We start from the raw sequence: 16,697 nt of genomic DNA, 5'->3' as shown, positions 1-16,697 counted from the left end.
TCATTATCTATTTTGTCTTAAATACTATTAACGAGTTCCTCCACCATCTCCGCCACCGAAGGAATCATCTCCACCGCCGATGCTTGTAAAGCCTCCACCTCCATCAGAAGCCTCTTCAACACTTCTTGAATAAGCATCCACGAAATCATTAGAGAATGCATTAGAATAAATAACTGCCGTATGCAATGATTCTACATCCATATCTATATTTCTCAAAAATTCCGGAGATAATTTCTTTAATTGTTTTTCAACTTCATCTGCAACATCATAAAGCGTTGCATAAATTAACAAGTTTTTCCAAACTTTTATCTCTGAAATTTCTCTCTCACTCAATAATGAAAAGTCTTTCAAATAATTATAATTTTTTACTAATTTTGCGGTAAATTCTTTACCTTTTTCACTATAAGTATGAGAATATTTGCCTTTACTACTTTTTTCAAAAAGATCATTTTTACTTGCATATTCATTGGATAGTTCTTCTAAATCTTCTTCTATTGATTCAAATTCTTCTTGATTATCCGTATCTTCCAAATAATCAGAAAACTCATTTTCTTGTAAGATTCCATCAGCTCCGGCAGCACCTGCAAACATAGCAAATAGTTTTCTCTCTACTTTTTCTTCGAAATCATTGTTAAAACCGCTCTTTATTTTCAAAGCCAATGTGTCTTTTTTAAAAATAAGTCCCTTTTCTTCAGTTACAGGTATTAATATTTTTTCTTGTATCCATTTTAGAAAATATGCTCTAATTATCGATTCTTGACCATCGAAACCTATATCTTCTAAAATATCGGACAATTTCCACCATTCTTTTTCAGGAATATCTCTGTAATATTCTCCTTTAAAGTCTCCTTTTTGATATCCATTGCTCTTTTTCTTGCCAAATATTTTAACAAGAACAACAATGGCAACAATTATACCTCCTGCAACATAAAAAATCTTATTACTACTTTTTTTATCGGCTTTTTTAGTATAATCAGAGCCTTTAAATGCTAAATCTTTATAATATGAAAAATCTTTATTTATAGTTTCACCAGAGGTAAACTCTCCTTTATTAATCTGAGTTAAAATAGTTACATAATTAGAACTAGAAAGACCTGTTAAACTATTAAAAACTATTTTTCCATCTAAAAATTCAATCTTTCCCTTATTTCCAAAAGCCCAAATCTTTGAATTTGAATTATCGAATTTACCTTCAGCTTTAGAAATAGTAATTTTCACTTCTTGTGGGGCAGAACTCAATCCCTTATTGACAAATTGCCAATAAACCATATCAGAGTCTTTTAAAAGTTTTACAAAATTTGTAACCCTATATCTTAAAACAAAAGTTTTTCTCTGATACTCACCAAATCCAAAGCAGAGTTCATAGCCATTTTTAGTCTTTACAACTCCAGCTTTCTTTGCTTTTTGTTCTCTAGTTTGTTTTACATTCCAAGTATTTAAAGTTTCATAAGGAACTTCTTTTCCTTCTATAATTTCAGAAACATCATAGTTTAAAATTTCACTTTTTCCTAAATTTTCTATAGGAATATAGTATTCAGTTCCTTTAGATGGTTCAAAATCCATAATACTTTCAACATCGGCACTTCCGTCTTTATTAATCTTAACATTAATTTCATTTTTATAAAAAGTGTCTGCAAAAGAATTATTGAAAGGTATTACAAACAAAGTTAATAAAACAATGGAAAATGTAAAAACTTTTTTTACTAAATTTTTAAGATTTTTCATAAGACTTAACCTCCTATTTCAATCTTCTCAAAATTTCTCCCTTACCTAAAATTTCTAAAATATTTGAAAGTTCAGGTCCGTGAACTTGACCTGTAAGTAATGCTCTAACAGGCATATACAAGTCTTTGCCCTTAAAACCTGATGCCTTTTGAACTTTTTTCATAAAGCCCTTAGCAATCTCTTCATCAATTTCGTCAATTTGAGATAATTCTTCTTTTATTTTTTCCTTTAAAATTCCTATATGTTCTACATTTCTCATTTCTAAAGCATCAGCCTCAACTTCAACTTCTTCAAATAAGAATCTTGATTGATCTACAATTTCAGGAAGTCTTGAAATAGACTCTTGGAAAGTCTTTGTGATAAGCTCAAGTCTCTTTTCACAAATATCTTCTTTTATAAAACCAGCTTCAACCAAATAAGGTTTAACAAGTTTTGCAAGTTCTGAAACTTCCATCTTTCTAATGTATTGAGCATTAACCCAATCTAATTTATCTACATCAAAAACTCCGCCGGATTTTGAAACTCTATCGAAAGAGAATTGTTTAACCATTTCATCTAAAGATAAAATTTCTTCATTGCTTTCAGGACTCCAACCTACAAGAGCAAGATAATTTATAAGTGCTTCTGGTAAATATCCTTTTAATCTAAAATCTTCAACAGACGCATCATCATTTCTCTTGGATAATTTCTTTCCGCTCTTATTCAAAACTGTTGGTAAATGAACAAAAGTAGGCTTTTCAAAGCCAAGAGCTTCATAAAGATAAATATGTTTAGGAGTTGATGAAATCCATTCATCTCCTCTTACTATATGAGTAATTCCCATTAAATGGTCATCAACAACTACTGCAAAATGATAAGTTGGAAAACCGTCAGCCTTAATCAAAACTTGGTCGTCCATATCATTTGTATTTATTGTAATTTTGCCTTTAATAACATCTTCAAAAACAATATCTCTATTTTCAGGTAATTTTAATCTGATAACATAACTTTCGCCATTTGCAATTCTCTTTTTAGCATCTTCGATACTAACGCCTCTACAAAGTCCGTCATATCTTGGAATTTTTCCGTCAGCCTTTTGTTGATTTTTTATATCGTCAAGTCTTTCCTTACTACAGAAACAATAATAAGCATATCCCTTTTCAATAAGTTCCTCTGCATATTTATTGTAAATTCCCTTTTCAACTCTTTCAGATTGAATATATGGACCACATTCACCAACTTCTGTGATCTTATCATTTTCATCAAGACAAACACCTTCATCTGCCTCAACTCCCGCCCACTTAAGTTCATGAATCAAATTTTCGATAGCTCCTTCAACATATCTAGTTCTATCAGTATCTTCAATTCTAAGCAAAAACTTTCCTCCATTTTGCTTAGCATATAAATAATTATATAAAGCAGTCCTAAGTCCTCCTATATGTAAATATCCTGTTGGACTTGGTGCAAAACGTAATCTAACCATTCCTTTTTCCCTCCTAAAAAATAAACATAAACTTACAATAATTATATCTTAATTGCACTATTTTGTAAAGGTTTCTAACAAAAAACTAACCTTAAATTCACACATAAAAACTGCGAGTTTATAAAGTACTTGCAGTTAATTATATTATCAAAATATTAAAAGCACATTTTTTATAATAATTTTAAGTGTCAATCCTTGTTATATCTTTAAGTGATTTATTACGATAAATTAAATCATCTCTAATAGTAAAACCTTGTTTTTCCCAAAAAATATTTCCCTTTTCATTTTTATCAAAAACTACAAGAGCAACTTTATTAATTCCCAATTTAATAAGTTCATTTATAGCTGTATTCAATAATTTAGTTCCAATTTTTTGATTTTGATATTTAGGATTAACAGCTGTATGATAAATATAACCTCTTCTTCCGTCATTTCCAACCATAATAGCACCTACAATACAATTTTCCTCCGCGACAAAACATGTATTAGGATTGTGAATCAAAAACTTTTCTATTCCTTCTTTTGAATCATCAAGATTATTTAATCCCATTCCCTTACAGGACATCCAAAGAGAATACACTTCCTCATAATCATCTATAGTCATCGGTCTAATTAACATACTTTTATTCCTCCTAAACTTGTAATTTAACTATTTCTTTCTTGCAACAAAATAATATCTGTGAATTCTACCTCTAATTACTCCTTCTTTTTCAAGAATTTCCTGTGCTTTAAAGAGATTTTCTTTATACTTCTCGACTTCAAAATAAGGAAATTCCCAATCTATAATCCTTGCAAACCAAACTAGAGCACCAACATCATAAAACTCTATCGGTCTATAAGCTTCTGCTTCTTCAATAATCTCAAAACCATTTTCTATAAATTCTTGTTTTGAAATATTCAGATAAGCTTTAGGAAATGGAATATCAACATTACCAATTAAAAGTTCTACCAATTCTCTGTCATTTTCAGCACCAACCTGTTGTGTAAGAAATAACCCTCCACTTTTAAGAACTCTTTTAAGCTCATCTATATTATATTTACCATGTCTATTGGTAATAATATCAAAATAATTATCCTTAAAAGGAAGTTCATCCCCACCATCGGCTGGTTTAAAATCTATTCCCAAAGGAATAAGTCTTTCCTCACATATCTTAATATTTGGCTTATAGCCTTCAATTGCTGCGGTATGTTTGGGATTTATCATAAAAGATAAAAGAAATTCTCCACCGCCAGTTTCCATATCCAACAAATAATCATTTTCTCTTAAATAAGACTTTATAATACTCTCAAAATCCCATGGAAGATCATCTTCTTCTCTATATCTTTCTCTAATGTGAGAAAAATCCCAGCCCTTAATATGAGCAATTTCCTGCTCATGTAACCATTCATTTAAAAGTGCCTTTTTATCCATATTTTTCTCCTTAAACTCCTATATTATTTATCTAACAATTGAATTATCCATCATCAAATTAGCTATATGATGAGGAATCATAGAAACTTGCATTGACATTTCAACATAGTAATTTTTATCTATACATTCATCCCAATACTCAAGATGCTTTTTATCTATCCATGAATCAGACTCTTCCACTCTTATTCCGTTTTCTCCCTGAATTGAATACCAATAAAGATACTCTTCATCATCACATTTTTCTCTAAAAATAGTTTCGACATACATTTTCTCTCCGTCTAAAGTAAGTAATACTTCCTCCATATTTTCATTTAAAAAATTCATCCACTTATCTACTACTTCCGACTTGCCTTTTCTGACACGAAATCGTGATAATTCTATATTCATACTTTCCCCCAAAAAATAGTACTTTTTTTTATATTTGACTTTCTAAAAATTTACAATATTCTAAATTATCTTCTGTAATTTTATCACAATGCCCATAACCTTCCCATACTTTTAATTTAACATAAGGTAGTTTTTTGGGTATCACCTTCTTCGCTTCTTTATAATCAAACTCTTTAGAACCATAACAAAAAATCAGCTTTTCTTGCTCATCCTTAGATAAATCTGGAATTTTTACAAAAGAACAGTCGTGAATTATATTCACAATACTTTCATCATCCATCCTTATAAAAGACTCTGCCATTATTTTACCAAATTCCGCTCCATATAGAGTAGTCATTTTTTTTACAGCAAAATTCTTATCTTTAAGAGCTTTCTTATGTTTTCTCAAAAAAATTTTCTTAAAAAGAAAATCTAAAAAATAGGCTTTTTGCCACAAACTAGCTCCTTCAAAAACACATTTATCTACAATTATATCCTTGCTATTTAATAAATTTAACAATACTACTCCACCTAAAGAGGCTCCAAAAGCTAAATTTATCTTATCTATTCCGTTTTCAATTAAATAATTCTTTATTTTATTAGCTTCCATTTCCGCTGACTTATATACTTCTCTTGACTTTCCATGTGCTGATAAGTCCGGAATTATATATCTATAATCCCCTAATATATTGTCAGCAATTAAAAATTTCATTCCCTCAGCAGAAGATAACATAGGATGAATAAGTAATATTACCTTTTCGCCACCCTCATTAATATCAACAAAATTCATTTTTTGCTCCTTAATTTCCGTATTATCAATAATCTTTTTAATTTAATTCTATTATACCACTTGTTACAATTCTATTCTATATATAAATTTAAAAGAGAGTGATTTCTCACTCTCTCAAATAGTTTTTTGCTTGCAAATTAGAAAAATTTATACAAAAATGTATATTAATCTTTATTGGAGCTTTAGGAGATCTCTCGACTACGCTCGAGATGACATGTTGGGGGCATTACTTTACAAGTTGCTATGACGTGAAATATTTAGTTTCATATAATTTTTTTAATAATTATAAATTTTTTTCAAACACTTAGTATACTTTTTGAATTTTTGAAGATTATTTACTTTTGACGTCTTGCCATTAAATGAAGATTTCTCCTTATATGTCATCTCGTCCGAAGCGAAGCGTAGCTGAGTGTAGTGAATCTAGCCCTAACTTTGTTTACTTGTAAACAAAAGTAGGTCTGACGCAAAGATTGTTCAAATCTCTGATTTGAGTACAATCGACTGTGGAAATCTCATACTTTTGCTTTAGCAAAAGTAAATGTATCGAAGATACATAGAATATAAATTTATTTTTTACAACAAAAAAGACGGCATCTCAACCGTCTTATTTCTTTTAATTAAAACACACAATCTATTAATTCTAAAAAACAACAAACTTTGATTCATTTTTATTTCTATTAATTTTTTTCAATCCTATTTTTATCAATGGATTTTTTGCCTTGCTTATACGAGCATTCTTATGACAAGCCTTTACACAAGCCATGCATACAATACAAGCTTTTTTATCCGTTATAATGTGATTATCAATACAAGCTTTAGGACATTTTTTTATACAAACCCCACAATTATCACAAAGCTCATAATCAGTTTTAGGAATAGTAAATATTCTTCTCCCAGTGTGTACAGGTTTTATATCAGCAACTTTGCCTATAAATCTATCAAATAAGCTTAAGCTTTTATTCTTTTCTATATTATTTTTTAATTCCTCTCTTATAGCCTTTCCAAATGAAATTGCCATATTAATATCTTCTGCATTCGGTCTATTTATAGCAACAGGTAGTTCTTTTGTTGAAAAAGAATGTTCTCCAACAAACTCTCCATAACCCACAACATTGCCATTATTCTTTTTTACTATAGAAACAATCTCTCTTTTTGAAAACATAATTGCAGCATTCCCATATAGTAAAACTATAGCGACAGCTTTATTATTAAAATCAATATTCTTTATATAATTTCTAAATTCTTTATACAAAAATCCACCATAAACTGGTGCCCCTAAAATAATTAAATCATCTTTAGTAGTGTCAATTTTTTCTTTCTTTGAAATTCTATTATCCTTTGTTAAATCAACATACTCTACTTGCTTTGACTCAATCCCTTTAATCACATTCTTAATTATTTTTTTAGTAGTTCCTGTAGGTGAAAAATAAATTACCTTAACTTTTGGAGAAAAAGATTCTCTCTCATCCAAAATATTATCATCTAAAGAAAAATCAAAATTTTGATGACTCTTATATTCCATGGCACTACTCATATCTGTTCGCCTCTTTTCAACTTTAGTAACATTATTTTAAATATACCCTTTGCCAAATTTAGCTAACAAAAATAAAATCATTGATAATAACTTATTTTAATAAATATACTCAATTATGATTTACATTATTTCACCAATCAAATCAAACAAAATATAAATTTTAAAATTATCGATATAATAATATACATAGGGGTATCACTATGATGTAAGTAGTTTTTTTGCATAATATATTACATATATATAATTTACATAAAAGTTTTATAAATTTACTTCGATTTTTTGAATTAAATTTTGATACTTTTAATATTTTTAAAAAAAGAGCAATGGTATAAATTACCACCAAAAAGATATTTTGATTATGATGAATGAAAGGAGGAATTTTATGACTAATAATAAGACAACATCATCAGTAAAATCAAATAACAAATCAGCGCATAAGCTAGGATTTTTTGGTTTTTTTGCTATAACAGCATCTATGGTAATGACGGTATATGAATATCCGTCTTTTGCTAGTTCTGGTTTTCAACTTGTATTCTTTCTAATTGTCGGAGGACTTTTTTGGTTCTTGCCTGTTGCATTATGCTCTGCAGAAATGGCAACAGTAGAAGGATGGGAATCTGGAGGTATTTATTCATGGGTTGGAAATACTCTAGGTAAACGATGGGGATTTTCAGCTTTATTCTTTCAATGGTTTCAAATAACAGTAGGATTTGTTACCATGTCATTTTTTATACTTGCAGCATTGGCATACGTATTTAAATTTGATGCACTTTACAATAACCCAATGGTTATGTTTTTTGGAGTTGCAATCATTGTGTGGGTTCTAACATTTACACAATTAGGTGGAACAAAATATACAGAAAGAATTTCTAAGATTGGTTTTCTTGGAGGAATAGTTCTTCCTGTTATTATACTTTTCATTGGCTTAATTGCATACTTTAGTACTGGTGGTGTTTCTCAAATTAAGATTACTACAGAAACTCTAATTCCAAATTTCAAGGAAACAGGAACTCTTGTAATTTTTGCTTCTTTTATTCTCGGTTATATGGGCGTAGAGGCATCAGCATCTCACGTTAACGAACTTAAGAATCCGACAAGAACATATCCTTCAGTTATGATTGTTTTAACTATACTTACAATTGTACTTGATGCTCTTGGCGGACTTGCTATAGCTACAACTCTTCCAGACAAAATATTAAATGGTAATCTATCTTATGGAGTTATTGAGGCATTTGAAGCAATCTTTACAGAACATTTTGGTTCACAATATAATTGGCTTGTTTTAATAGTTGCAATACTATTAGCTCTTGGTGTATTAGCAGAAATATCTTCTTGGATCGTTGGCCCATCCAGAGCGCTTTTAGAAGCTGCAAATGATAAGATTCTCCCTCCATCTTTTGCAAAAACTAATAAAAATGGAGTGTCAGTAAAAACAGTTATACTTCAAGCAATTATAGTAACAATTTGGGATGCAGTTCTATGTGGTTCTATAGCATTGGCAGGAGGTTCTGATTCATCAGTTGGTTATTTAACAGCAATAGGACTTACAGTTGTAATCTATTTGGTTGGATATATATTATTCTTCTTAGGATATTTCGTTTTAATATTGAAAAAATCTAATTTAAAACGTACATTCCAAGTTCCTGGTGGAAAAGTATTTAAAATAATTGTTGCTACAGTAGGATTGCTTATTACAATAGCAACTTTAATTATTTCATTTTTCCCATCATCAAAATTAACAACTGTAGACAATCAAGTATATCAAATTGTGCTAATTATATGCTTTATTATCTCCTTAATAGTTCCTATAATTATTTATTCAAATAAACATAGATGGGCAACAAAATATGATGATAAAAGTAAGTAGTTATTATAAATTATTAAATACATTGATATAGTTCAAATTTTATTTAAAGAAAGGAAGATTAATATGAGTAAAAAAATATCAAAATCAAGTAGAAAAAGCACTAATCATATCAGTGATATTCTTGAATCAATGAATCAAGAAACTAGATATCTTACACCAATTTTCGGTACAGAAGCTAGCGATATTGAAATGCCAAACAAAAAAATAAATGAAAATCCTGTTTCTCCTCAAGTTGCAGCAGAAATTATCAGAGAATATCTAAAAACAGAAGGAAATGCAACACAAAACCTTGCAACTTTCTGTCAAACTTATATGGAACCAACTGCAACAGCATTGATGGCAGAGAATTTTGAAAAAAATGCAATTGATAAAGATGAATATCCAATGACTGCAGACCTTGAAAACAGATGTGTCGATATTATTGGAAACTTATGGCATATGAATCCAAAAGAAGAACCTATAGGAACATCTACTGTCGGTTCATCAGAAGCTTGTATGCTAGGTGGACTAGCTATGCTTTTCAGATGGAAACATCTTGCAGATAAAGCAGGAGTTAATAGATTCACCAAAAAAAGACCTAATCTTGTAATTTCTTCAGGATATCAAGTATGTTGGGAAAAATTCTGTCGTTACTGGGATATTGAAATGAGAACTGTTCCACTAGATATGGAACATTTATCCCTTAATATGGATACAGTAATGGATTATGTTGATGATTACACAATAGGTATAGTTGCTATTTTAGGTATTACTTATACAGGAAAATATGATGATGTAAAAGCTCTTGACAAACTAGTTGAACAATATAATAAAAAGAAACCTGATTTACCTATTAGAATCCACGTTGATGCTGCTTCTGGAGGTATGGTTGCTCCTTTTATAGAACCTGAATTAAAATGGGATTTCAGATTAAAAAATGTATGGTCAATTAGTACTTCAGGTCATAAATATGGTCTTGTATATCCGGGAGTAGGCTGGGTGATTTGGCGTGGCAAAAAAGCTCTTCCGGAAGAACTAATTTTCTGGGTTAGTTACTTAGGAGGAGAAGAAGCTACTATGGCAATCAACTTCTCTCGTAGTGCATCTCAAATTGTAGGTCAATACTATATGCTTATGAGAAACGGATTTAAAGGTTACAAAGAAATTCATCAAAGGACAATAGATGTGGCTAGATATATGGCAGATGAAATCAAAAAAATGGGAATATTTGAACTGCTTGAAGAAGCAAACCAAATCCCAATCGTATGCTGGAGACTAAAAGAAAATGCAAATGTACAATGGACATTATATGACCTTGAAGATAGACTCCGTATGCATGGTTGGATGATTCCTGCATATCCTATGCCTGAAAATATTAAAGATGTAGATGTACAAAGACTTGTTCTTCGTCAAGACTTCGGTATGCCTTTAGCAATTCTTTGTATAAACGAAATGAAAAAACAAATTGAAATATTAAACGGTTCAAGAGTTGTTCTTCATGATAATGAAAAGAATGCAAAACCTGATAAGGGATTTGACCATAGTGGTAGATAATTAAATTAAAACACTAAAAGGGGCTGGTAACAGTCCCTATTTTAATGTGTATTTAGTAATAAAAAACTCATAATATTACTTGAATATATAGGTATTGTAAATACCTCAATTTCATAAATCTCTTAATAAATGTGCTTAAGAAATCTCATTTTACTTGCACAAAAAAGAAGGTATCTCTACCTTCTTATCTCTACAATCTATTTTCTTGTCCTTCTTTTATGAAATTCCAAATTTTTGTAATGTCATCAACACTCTTGCTTACCTTGTCAGTGGTTTTTTTGCCTTCTCCTTGAGGATCATAACAATTATCTACTCTTAATAAAACTATTTCTCCATTTGTATTTTCATATACCATAGTAAGATAATATTTATATGATACTTTCTTATCTTCATAAATATCATGATAGATTACTTCTTTTATATCTGTAGGATAATATTTTTGTAATTTATCTATTTTATCTCCACTTAATGGTTCGCCATCCCATGAAATACGAGCAATTGTATTATTTTCAACGAATACTGTATTTCTTGGATCGCCACCTTCACATACCTTTAATGATTTTCCAACTTTAGTTAATTCATTTCCGGAAAAGTAAACTTCATCATCTTTTGTAATAATATAATGTCCACCTATAATATCTTTGGCATTATCTATTACCTTTTCAAATTTACCATCAGACTTTTTTTGATAAACTGTACCATCTTTAGTAAGAGCTTGAAAAAATACATTAGAAATACTAGATCCAACTTTTGTTACATCTTTTAAATCGTCAATTTTAGTTAATTCCTTATATTTTTTATCAAATCCATTAGATTTTTCTTTACCATAAGCATATAAATTACCATCTTTATCTACTGCTATAACTCCTAGAGCATATTTAGTTGAATTTACAATATTCCCGCCTAGTTTTTGTGGTTCTTTATGAGTACCACCATTAATGCCATCTACACCATCTATATATAAATCATCATTGTTATCAATCCATGTATGACTACTAATAAGATGTTTTACATTTTCTAAAAACTTAGTTGGCTTATCAACATCAGCTTCCCCTTTAGTACTTCCAGTTGAGCCCTTACCTATGTAGTATGCATTCCCCTTATTAGTAAACACCATAACTCTTGCGCCGTTCCTACTGCTACCCATACTATATTCTACTACTTCTTCAGCTCCGCCTGATGAACCCTTCTTATCTGATGACTTTTCAGAAGTCTTACCAGAATCTGAATTATCGCTTGATTTACCACAACCAGCAACACCAAGCAAACATACCAATGCCATAGCAAAAGCTATGATTCTACTTTTCATTTTTTTCATTTTAACATCTTCCCCTTTTACTTTTATGCTTATAGTATTTAAGATTAATAATTACATTAGTAACTCCTATCCATTTAATCTTAAACTTATAAACATATAGAATTATATGGTTTTTACCTAACAAATATTAACTCCAATATTTATAAAGAAAAACTCTTTAAAATAAGATATAAAGCTAACTCGCGAGATATATAACCAACTATATTATACCACAATCAAAATAAAAAAATCAAATAATAAACAATAGTTTAAAAATAGAGCATCTTATAATTTTGTAAAAAATTACCTTAATCTTTCTAAATACTATATTTTGTTTAGTCATTAACATTAATATTTTATTTTTCAAGTTATTTACATGACTTACTATTATTTGCAAACAAAGTTAGGACATTAGGAGATCTCTCGACTGCACTCAGCTTTGCTTCATTTCGCTCGAAATGACGTGTTGGGAGCATTACTTTGCAAGTTGCTATGACGTGAAATATTTAGTTTCATATAATTTTTTTAATAATTAAAAAATTTTTTCAAACACTTGGTATTTTTTATATTTTTAAAGTTTATTTACTTCTAACGTCTAGCCACTAAACCAAGATTTCTCCTTATACGTCATCTCGACTGGAGCGAATCTAGCCCTAACTTTATTTACTTGTAAACAAAAGTAGGTCTGACGCAAAGATTGTCCAAATCTTTGATTTGGTAACAATCGACTGTGGAGATCTCATAGTTTTGCTTGTAAACAAGCAAAACTAAATGTATCGTAGATACATAAAAAAGAATTATCCTTTTACTCCCAAACAAAAAAGACGGTATCTCTACCGTCTAATTTATAACTATTCTAAATTCCAACAAAAACTTCGACAACTTTTCTGATTTTTTCTAAGACTATTTCTTTTTTCTTTTCTCTTACTCCGCCTCTTCTGGATAGTGGTGGAATTATGCCGTCTAATTCATCTCCAGCATATTCAACATATCCTTTAGATATGGATTTTTCAATAAATCTGTTGGCTTTTTCATTTAGATTTTCTTCAGCAATTAGTTGATTAATTTTAACTACTTTTTCTTTTTTTGCAAATTCATAAAAAGTTTCAATAATATCATCAGTATTTTTCAACTCTGACAATCTTGTCTTACTTATAAATTCCATAATTAAATCTTCTTTTGCTCTTGTTCCAAGACTTGATCTGATTACTCTACGAACTTCAGCTTTCAAGCTTTCGATATCGTCATTTTCTCTTGCCTTTTCAAGAATCAAAGCTAAAATATAATCTAAATTAATTTCGTCAGTCTTTAGCAAATCAATTTGAAATTCAACATCTGAAAAGTCAACTTGTGCTTCTTCAGCTTCTTTGCTTCGTCTTTCGTTCAAAATACTCTCTCTGATATCAACATATACACTTTTCATATCTTGCATTAGTCTTTCAGAAATAATTTTTTCAAAACTTTCAAACTCATCAAAATTTCTAAGAATATTCTCAGCCTTTAACAACTCTCCAAAAAGCTGTACAAATTCTTTTTTATCAGCTTCAAGTACAATTTCAGTTGGGTCAGGAAATTTAGCAATTATTTCTTCACATATATCCTTATAACCTTTAAATTTCTTTCCTGTTTCTTCATCTGTAAAACCATGGATATATTCATCGTAGCTCTTTTCTAAAATTACATTGACACTATTTTCATCTCCAAAAGTTTTAATTGCATCTTCTGTAGCCCTTTCCAAATTTCTAAAGCATACAATGTTTCCAAATGTTTTTACTTTATTTAAGATACGATTAGTTCTTGAAAATGCTTGAATAAGTCCGTGATATCTTAAATTTTTATCTACAAATAAAGTATTTAATGTAGGTGCATCAAAACCTGTTAAAAACATTCCAACTACAATAAGCAAATCAACTTCTTTATTCTTTACTCTATTAGATAAATCAGAATAATAATTTTGAAATTCCTTTCCTTCAGTTGAAAAATTTGTTTTAAAAAGTTTATTATAGTCATTTATTGCCCTATTCAAGAACTCTTTAGCAGTAGAATCCATAGCTGACGGTTCAAAATTTTCATCCTCTATTTCACCAATAGCAGATGGTTCTTCATTGGCAGAAAAGCTATAGATTGTAGCGACTTTTAATCTCCTTTCTTCAGGTAGAGCCTCTTGTTGTTTTTGAAATTCTTCATAATACAATTTTGCAGCCTCTACACTCTGAACAGCAAACATCGCATTGAATCCATTTAATCTTCTATGTTTTAAATCATAAAACTCATTTCTATGTGTCTTAGTATCAAAAACCTTTAAAATATATTTAGTAATTTCAGTTATACGGTCAGGATGTAATAGCATTTTTTTCTCTAATTTCTTTAGCTTTTCCTCATCAGTTTCCATTTCAATTTCCTTGAATTTAGGAGTAATATTATTATAGTCAACCTTAAATTTTAAAACTTTTCCATCTCTAATCGCATCTGTAATTACATAACAATGAAGTTGAGCACCGAATGTTCCTGAAGTAGTATCTCCTTTTAGAGAATTTTCAGCAAAAATAGGTGTTCCAGTAAATCCAAATTGATAATATTTTTTAAAGGATTTTCTGATATTTTTTTGTGCGTCTCCAAACTGTGAACGATGACATTCATCAAAGATAAGAACACAATGTTTATCATAAATTGGATGATTAGGATTTTTCTTTACAAATTCATTTAACTTTTGAATTGTAGTAACAACAATTCTATTGTCATCCTTCTCAATGGATTTTTTAAGCTCCTTAGTATCCTTGCTTCCATTTACACTATCTGGTTGAAATCTTTTATATTCTTTCATAGTTTGATCGTCTAAATCTTTTCTATCAACTACAAAAAATACTTTATCAATAAAATCAAGACTTGTCGCAAGTCTTGCAGTCTTAAAAGAAGTTAAAGTTTTACCAGAACCTGTAGTATGCCAAATAAAACCACCAGCTTCAGCAGTTCCTGCTTTTTTACTTTCATAGCTTGACTTTATTTTCCATAAAATTCTTTCGGTAGCTGCTATCTGATAAGGTCTCATAATAAGCAGAGTGTTACTTGCATCAAAAACACAATATTTTGTAAGCACTTCAAGAAGAACTCTTTTTTCAAAAAATGTTCTGGTAAAATCTTCTAAATCACGAATAACCTTATTTTTAGCATCAGCCCATTCACAAGTAAATTCATAATTATTTTTATTTTTTGCAGTTGTGTTTGCAAAATATCTCGTATAAGTTCCGTTGGAGATTACAAAAATTTGCACAAATTTATAAAGAGAATAATCTAAATTAAAACTCTCTTTACTATATCTGTGAATTTGATTAAATGCTTCATGTAAATTTACTCCTCTTTTCTTTAGCTCTATATGAACTAAAGGCAAGCCATTTACTAAAATAGTTACATCATAACGATTTTGATTTTTTTCTCCAGCAGTAACTTGATTTACAACCTGTAAAAAGTTATTGTGAATATTTTTCTTGTCAATAATCTTTATATTTTGTAAATGCCCATCATCAAAAGTAAAATCGTAAATATAGTCCTCTTGTATTTTTCTTGTCTTTTCAACCATTCCATCCTTTGGACAATCCAAATACTCAGTTAAAAATCTTTCCCACTCAGATTTTGAAAATGATACATTATTTAATCTTTCGATTTGAACTTTTAAATTACCATACAGTTCTTCACTTGTTGTAAATTTTACTCTTTCATATCCTTGAGAAACTAAATTACCTATCAACTCTCTTTCAAGCTCAGCTTCACTTTGATATGAGCCTCCACCAACTCTATTATTTTTGTCATAATGTGCCAAGATAATTCCTCCTGTCATCTCAGCAATAGTTGACACACTGTATTTACTCGCTTCCTCTGACATCTAAATACTCCCTCCATAAGTTTTAGAAATAAATTCTAAAAATTCTTCCAATTTCTTCACTACTTCTTTATCCAATTTTTCAACCCATCTTTTAGGAATACTTTCATATCCAAATTTTGCACCAGCGATACTTCCTGCAATCCCTGCAATTGTATCTGCATCTCCGCCGTGATTTACAGCACCAATGATACAATCTTCAAAAGATTTCTTTTCACTCCAATAAATAGCATTATTGAAAGTATTGACAATATATCCTTTAGGTTCTAAAAGAACTCTCCTTTTTAAACTTATTCTCTTTTCTAAAATATGAGCTTTTATAATTTCTGTATATTCCTTTAAAATATTTCTACAAATATCATTATTATGAGTAATATCTCCCTGAATAAAATTAAGTTCTATGGATTTCTCTGAATTTAATAGTGCGCTAGGCAGAGCTCTCATAAGACTTCCATTGCCCAAAGCAGTATTATCCTCTGCAATATAATTTCCAGACTCCTTATAAAAAGCCAATGCTCTCCTACATTGATTTCCAATGTCTTTAGGTTTTGTATCATACCAAGCCACAAAACTATCAGCTACATCTTTCTTAAAATTCTTAAAATCATTTTTCATAAGAACTTCCATAACACAAATTGACATCTGTGTATCATCTGTAACTTCTCCAGCCTTTAAGTCAAGCCAACCTCCACCTACTATATCAATTAACTTTCCATAATCACTTTTTATCTCAGCCACACTCATAAATTCAGTAGTCGCTCCCATTGCATCTCCAATCGCAAATCCGTAGAGCGAACCCTTTAACCTGTCTCTAATATTATTCATATATCCTCAC

The 16,697-nt window shown here is 29.8% G+C and carries 12 protein-coding genes; 2 read left to right on the top strand and 10 right to left on the bottom strand.

The window, feature by feature from the left end:
* Window positions 1-27: 27 nt before the first annotated feature.
* The 7 genes from WFJ11_RS00935 to WFJ11_RS00905 form a co-directional block, all read right to left on the bottom strand.
* On the bottom strand, window positions 28-1,725 hold the full coding sequence (locus tag WFJ11_RS00935; RefSeq protein ID WP_338817495.1) for a DUF2207 family protein: 1,698 nt from the start codon (window positions 1,723-1,725) through the stop codon (window positions 28-30).
* A gap of 13 nt (window positions 1,726-1,738) precedes the next feature.
* On the bottom strand, window positions 1,739-3,187 hold the full coding sequence (gltX, locus tag WFJ11_RS00930; RefSeq protein ID WP_338817494.1) for a glutamate--tRNA ligase: 1,449 nt from the start codon (window positions 3,185-3,187) through the stop codon (window positions 1,739-1,741).
* A 181-nt stretch (window positions 3,188-3,368) separates the two neighbouring features.
* A complete protein-coding gene (locus tag WFJ11_RS00925; RefSeq protein ID WP_029949923.1) occupies window positions 3,369-3,806 on the bottom strand; it encodes a GNAT family N-acetyltransferase in 438 nt (145 codons plus the stop codon).
* Window positions 3,807-3,836: 30 nt separating this feature from the next.
* Complete coding sequence (locus tag WFJ11_RS00920) at window positions 3,837-4,598, bottom strand: class I SAM-dependent methyltransferase (protein WP_338817493.1); 762 nt, start codon at window positions 4,596-4,598, stop codon at window positions 3,837-3,839.
* Between the two features lie 27 nt (window positions 4,599-4,625).
* Window positions 4,626-4,985 (bottom strand): DUF6176 family protein, encoded by a 360-nt coding sequence (locus tag WFJ11_RS00915; RefSeq protein ID WP_338817492.1) that lies wholly within the window; start codon window positions 4,983-4,985, stop codon window positions 4,626-4,628.
* Between the two features lie 28 nt (window positions 4,986-5,013).
* Window positions 5,014-5,754: an alpha/beta hydrolase gene (locus tag WFJ11_RS00910; protein WP_313961261.1), complete on the bottom strand. Its 741-nt coding sequence runs from the start codon at window positions 5,752-5,754 to the stop codon at window positions 5,014-5,016.
* 640 nt (window positions 5,755-6,394) lie between these two features.
* Window positions 6,395-7,288: a flavodoxin domain-containing protein gene (locus WFJ11_RS00905; RefSeq protein ID WP_338817491.1), complete on the bottom strand. Its 894-nt coding sequence runs from the start codon at window positions 7,286-7,288 to the stop codon at window positions 6,395-6,397.
* Between the two features lie 382 nt (window positions 7,289-7,670).
* On the opposite strand from WFJ11_RS00905, the gene WFJ11_RS00900 reads away from it, so the two are divergent.
* Both WFJ11_RS00900 and WFJ11_RS00895 read left to right on the top strand, forming a co-directional pair.
* Window positions 7,671-9,155, top strand: coding sequence for an amino acid permease (locus WFJ11_RS00900; protein ID WP_125361335.1), 1,485 nt, complete (start codon window positions 7,671-7,673; stop codon window positions 9,153-9,155).
* Window positions 9,156-9,218: 63 nt separating this feature from the next.
* On the top strand, window positions 9,219-10,688 hold the full coding sequence (locus WFJ11_RS00895; protein ID WP_323988445.1) for a glutamate decarboxylase: 1,470 nt from the start codon (window positions 9,219-9,221) through the stop codon (window positions 10,686-10,688).
* A gap of 190 nt (window positions 10,689-10,878) precedes the next feature.
* Here WFJ11_RS00895 and WFJ11_RS00890 read toward each other — a convergent pair whose 3' ends face one another.
* The 3 genes from WFJ11_RS00890 to WFJ11_RS00880 form a co-directional block, all read right to left on the bottom strand.
* The gene (locus WFJ11_RS00890) at window positions 10,879-12,006 is read right to left on the bottom strand and encodes a hypothetical protein (protein WP_338817490.1); all 1,128 of its coding nucleotides are present in this window, start codon (window positions 12,004-12,006) and stop codon (window positions 10,879-10,881) included.
* 835 nt (window positions 12,007-12,841) lie between these two features.
* Entirely contained in the window at window positions 12,842-15,865 is a 3,024-nt protein-coding gene (locus WFJ11_RS00885; protein WP_338817489.1) for a type I restriction endonuclease subunit R, read from the bottom strand.
* Complete coding sequence (locus WFJ11_RS00880; RefSeq protein ID WP_338817488.1) at window positions 15,866-16,687, bottom strand: ADP-ribosylglycohydrolase family protein; 822 nt, start codon at window positions 16,685-16,687, stop codon at window positions 15,866-15,868.
* Window positions 16,688-16,697: the final 10 nt, after the last annotated feature.

Source organism: Parvimonas micra (assembly GCF_037482165.1).
Taxonomy (GTDB): Bacteria; Bacillota; Clostridia; order Tissierellales; family Peptoniphilaceae; genus Parvimonas.
Note: the sequence above shows the minus strand (reverse complement) of the source record. Positions and strands in the feature narration are given on the sequence as shown.

Coding starts and splice junctions, on each gene's coding strand:
- WFJ11_RS00935 (WP_338817495.1), bottom strand. CDS start 1,725: ATGAAAAATCTTAAAAATTTAGTAAAAAAAGTTTTTACATTTTCCATT.
- gltX (WP_338817494.1), bottom strand. CDS start 3,187: ATGGTTAGATTACGTTTTGCACCAAGTCCAACAGGATATTTACATATA.
- WFJ11_RS00925 (WP_029949923.1), bottom strand. CDS start 3,806: ATGTTAATTAGACCGATGACTATAGATGATTATGAGGAAGTGTATTCT.
- WFJ11_RS00920 (WP_338817493.1), bottom strand. CDS start 4,598: ATGGATAAAAAGGCACTTTTAAATGAATGGTTACATGAGCAGGAAATT.
- WFJ11_RS00915 (WP_338817492.1), bottom strand. CDS start 4,985: ATGAATATAGAATTATCACGATTTCGTGTCAGAAAAGGCAAGTCGGAA.
- WFJ11_RS00910 (WP_313961261.1), bottom strand. CDS start 5,754: ATGAATTTTGTTGATATTAATGAGGGTGGCGAAAAGGTAATATTACTT.
- WFJ11_RS00905 (WP_338817491.1), bottom strand. CDS start 7,288: ATGAGTAGTGCCATGGAATATAAGAGTCATCAAAATTTTGATTTTTCT.
- WFJ11_RS00900 (WP_125361335.1), top strand. CDS start 7,671: ATGACTAATAATAAGACAACATCATCAGTAAAATCAAATAACAAATCA.
- WFJ11_RS00895 (WP_323988445.1), top strand. CDS start 9,219: ATGAGTAAAAAAATATCAAAATCAAGTAGAAAAAGCACTAATCATATC.
- WFJ11_RS00890 (WP_338817490.1), bottom strand. CDS start 12,006: ATGAAAAAAATGAAAAGTAGAATCATAGCTTTTGCTATGGCATTGGTA.
- WFJ11_RS00885 (WP_338817489.1), bottom strand. CDS start 15,865: ATGTCAGAGGAAGCGAGTAAATACAGTGTGTCAACTATTGCTGAGATG.
- WFJ11_RS00880 (WP_338817488.1), bottom strand. CDS start 16,687: ATGAATAATATTAGAGACAGGTTAAAGGGTTCGCTCTACGGATTTGCG.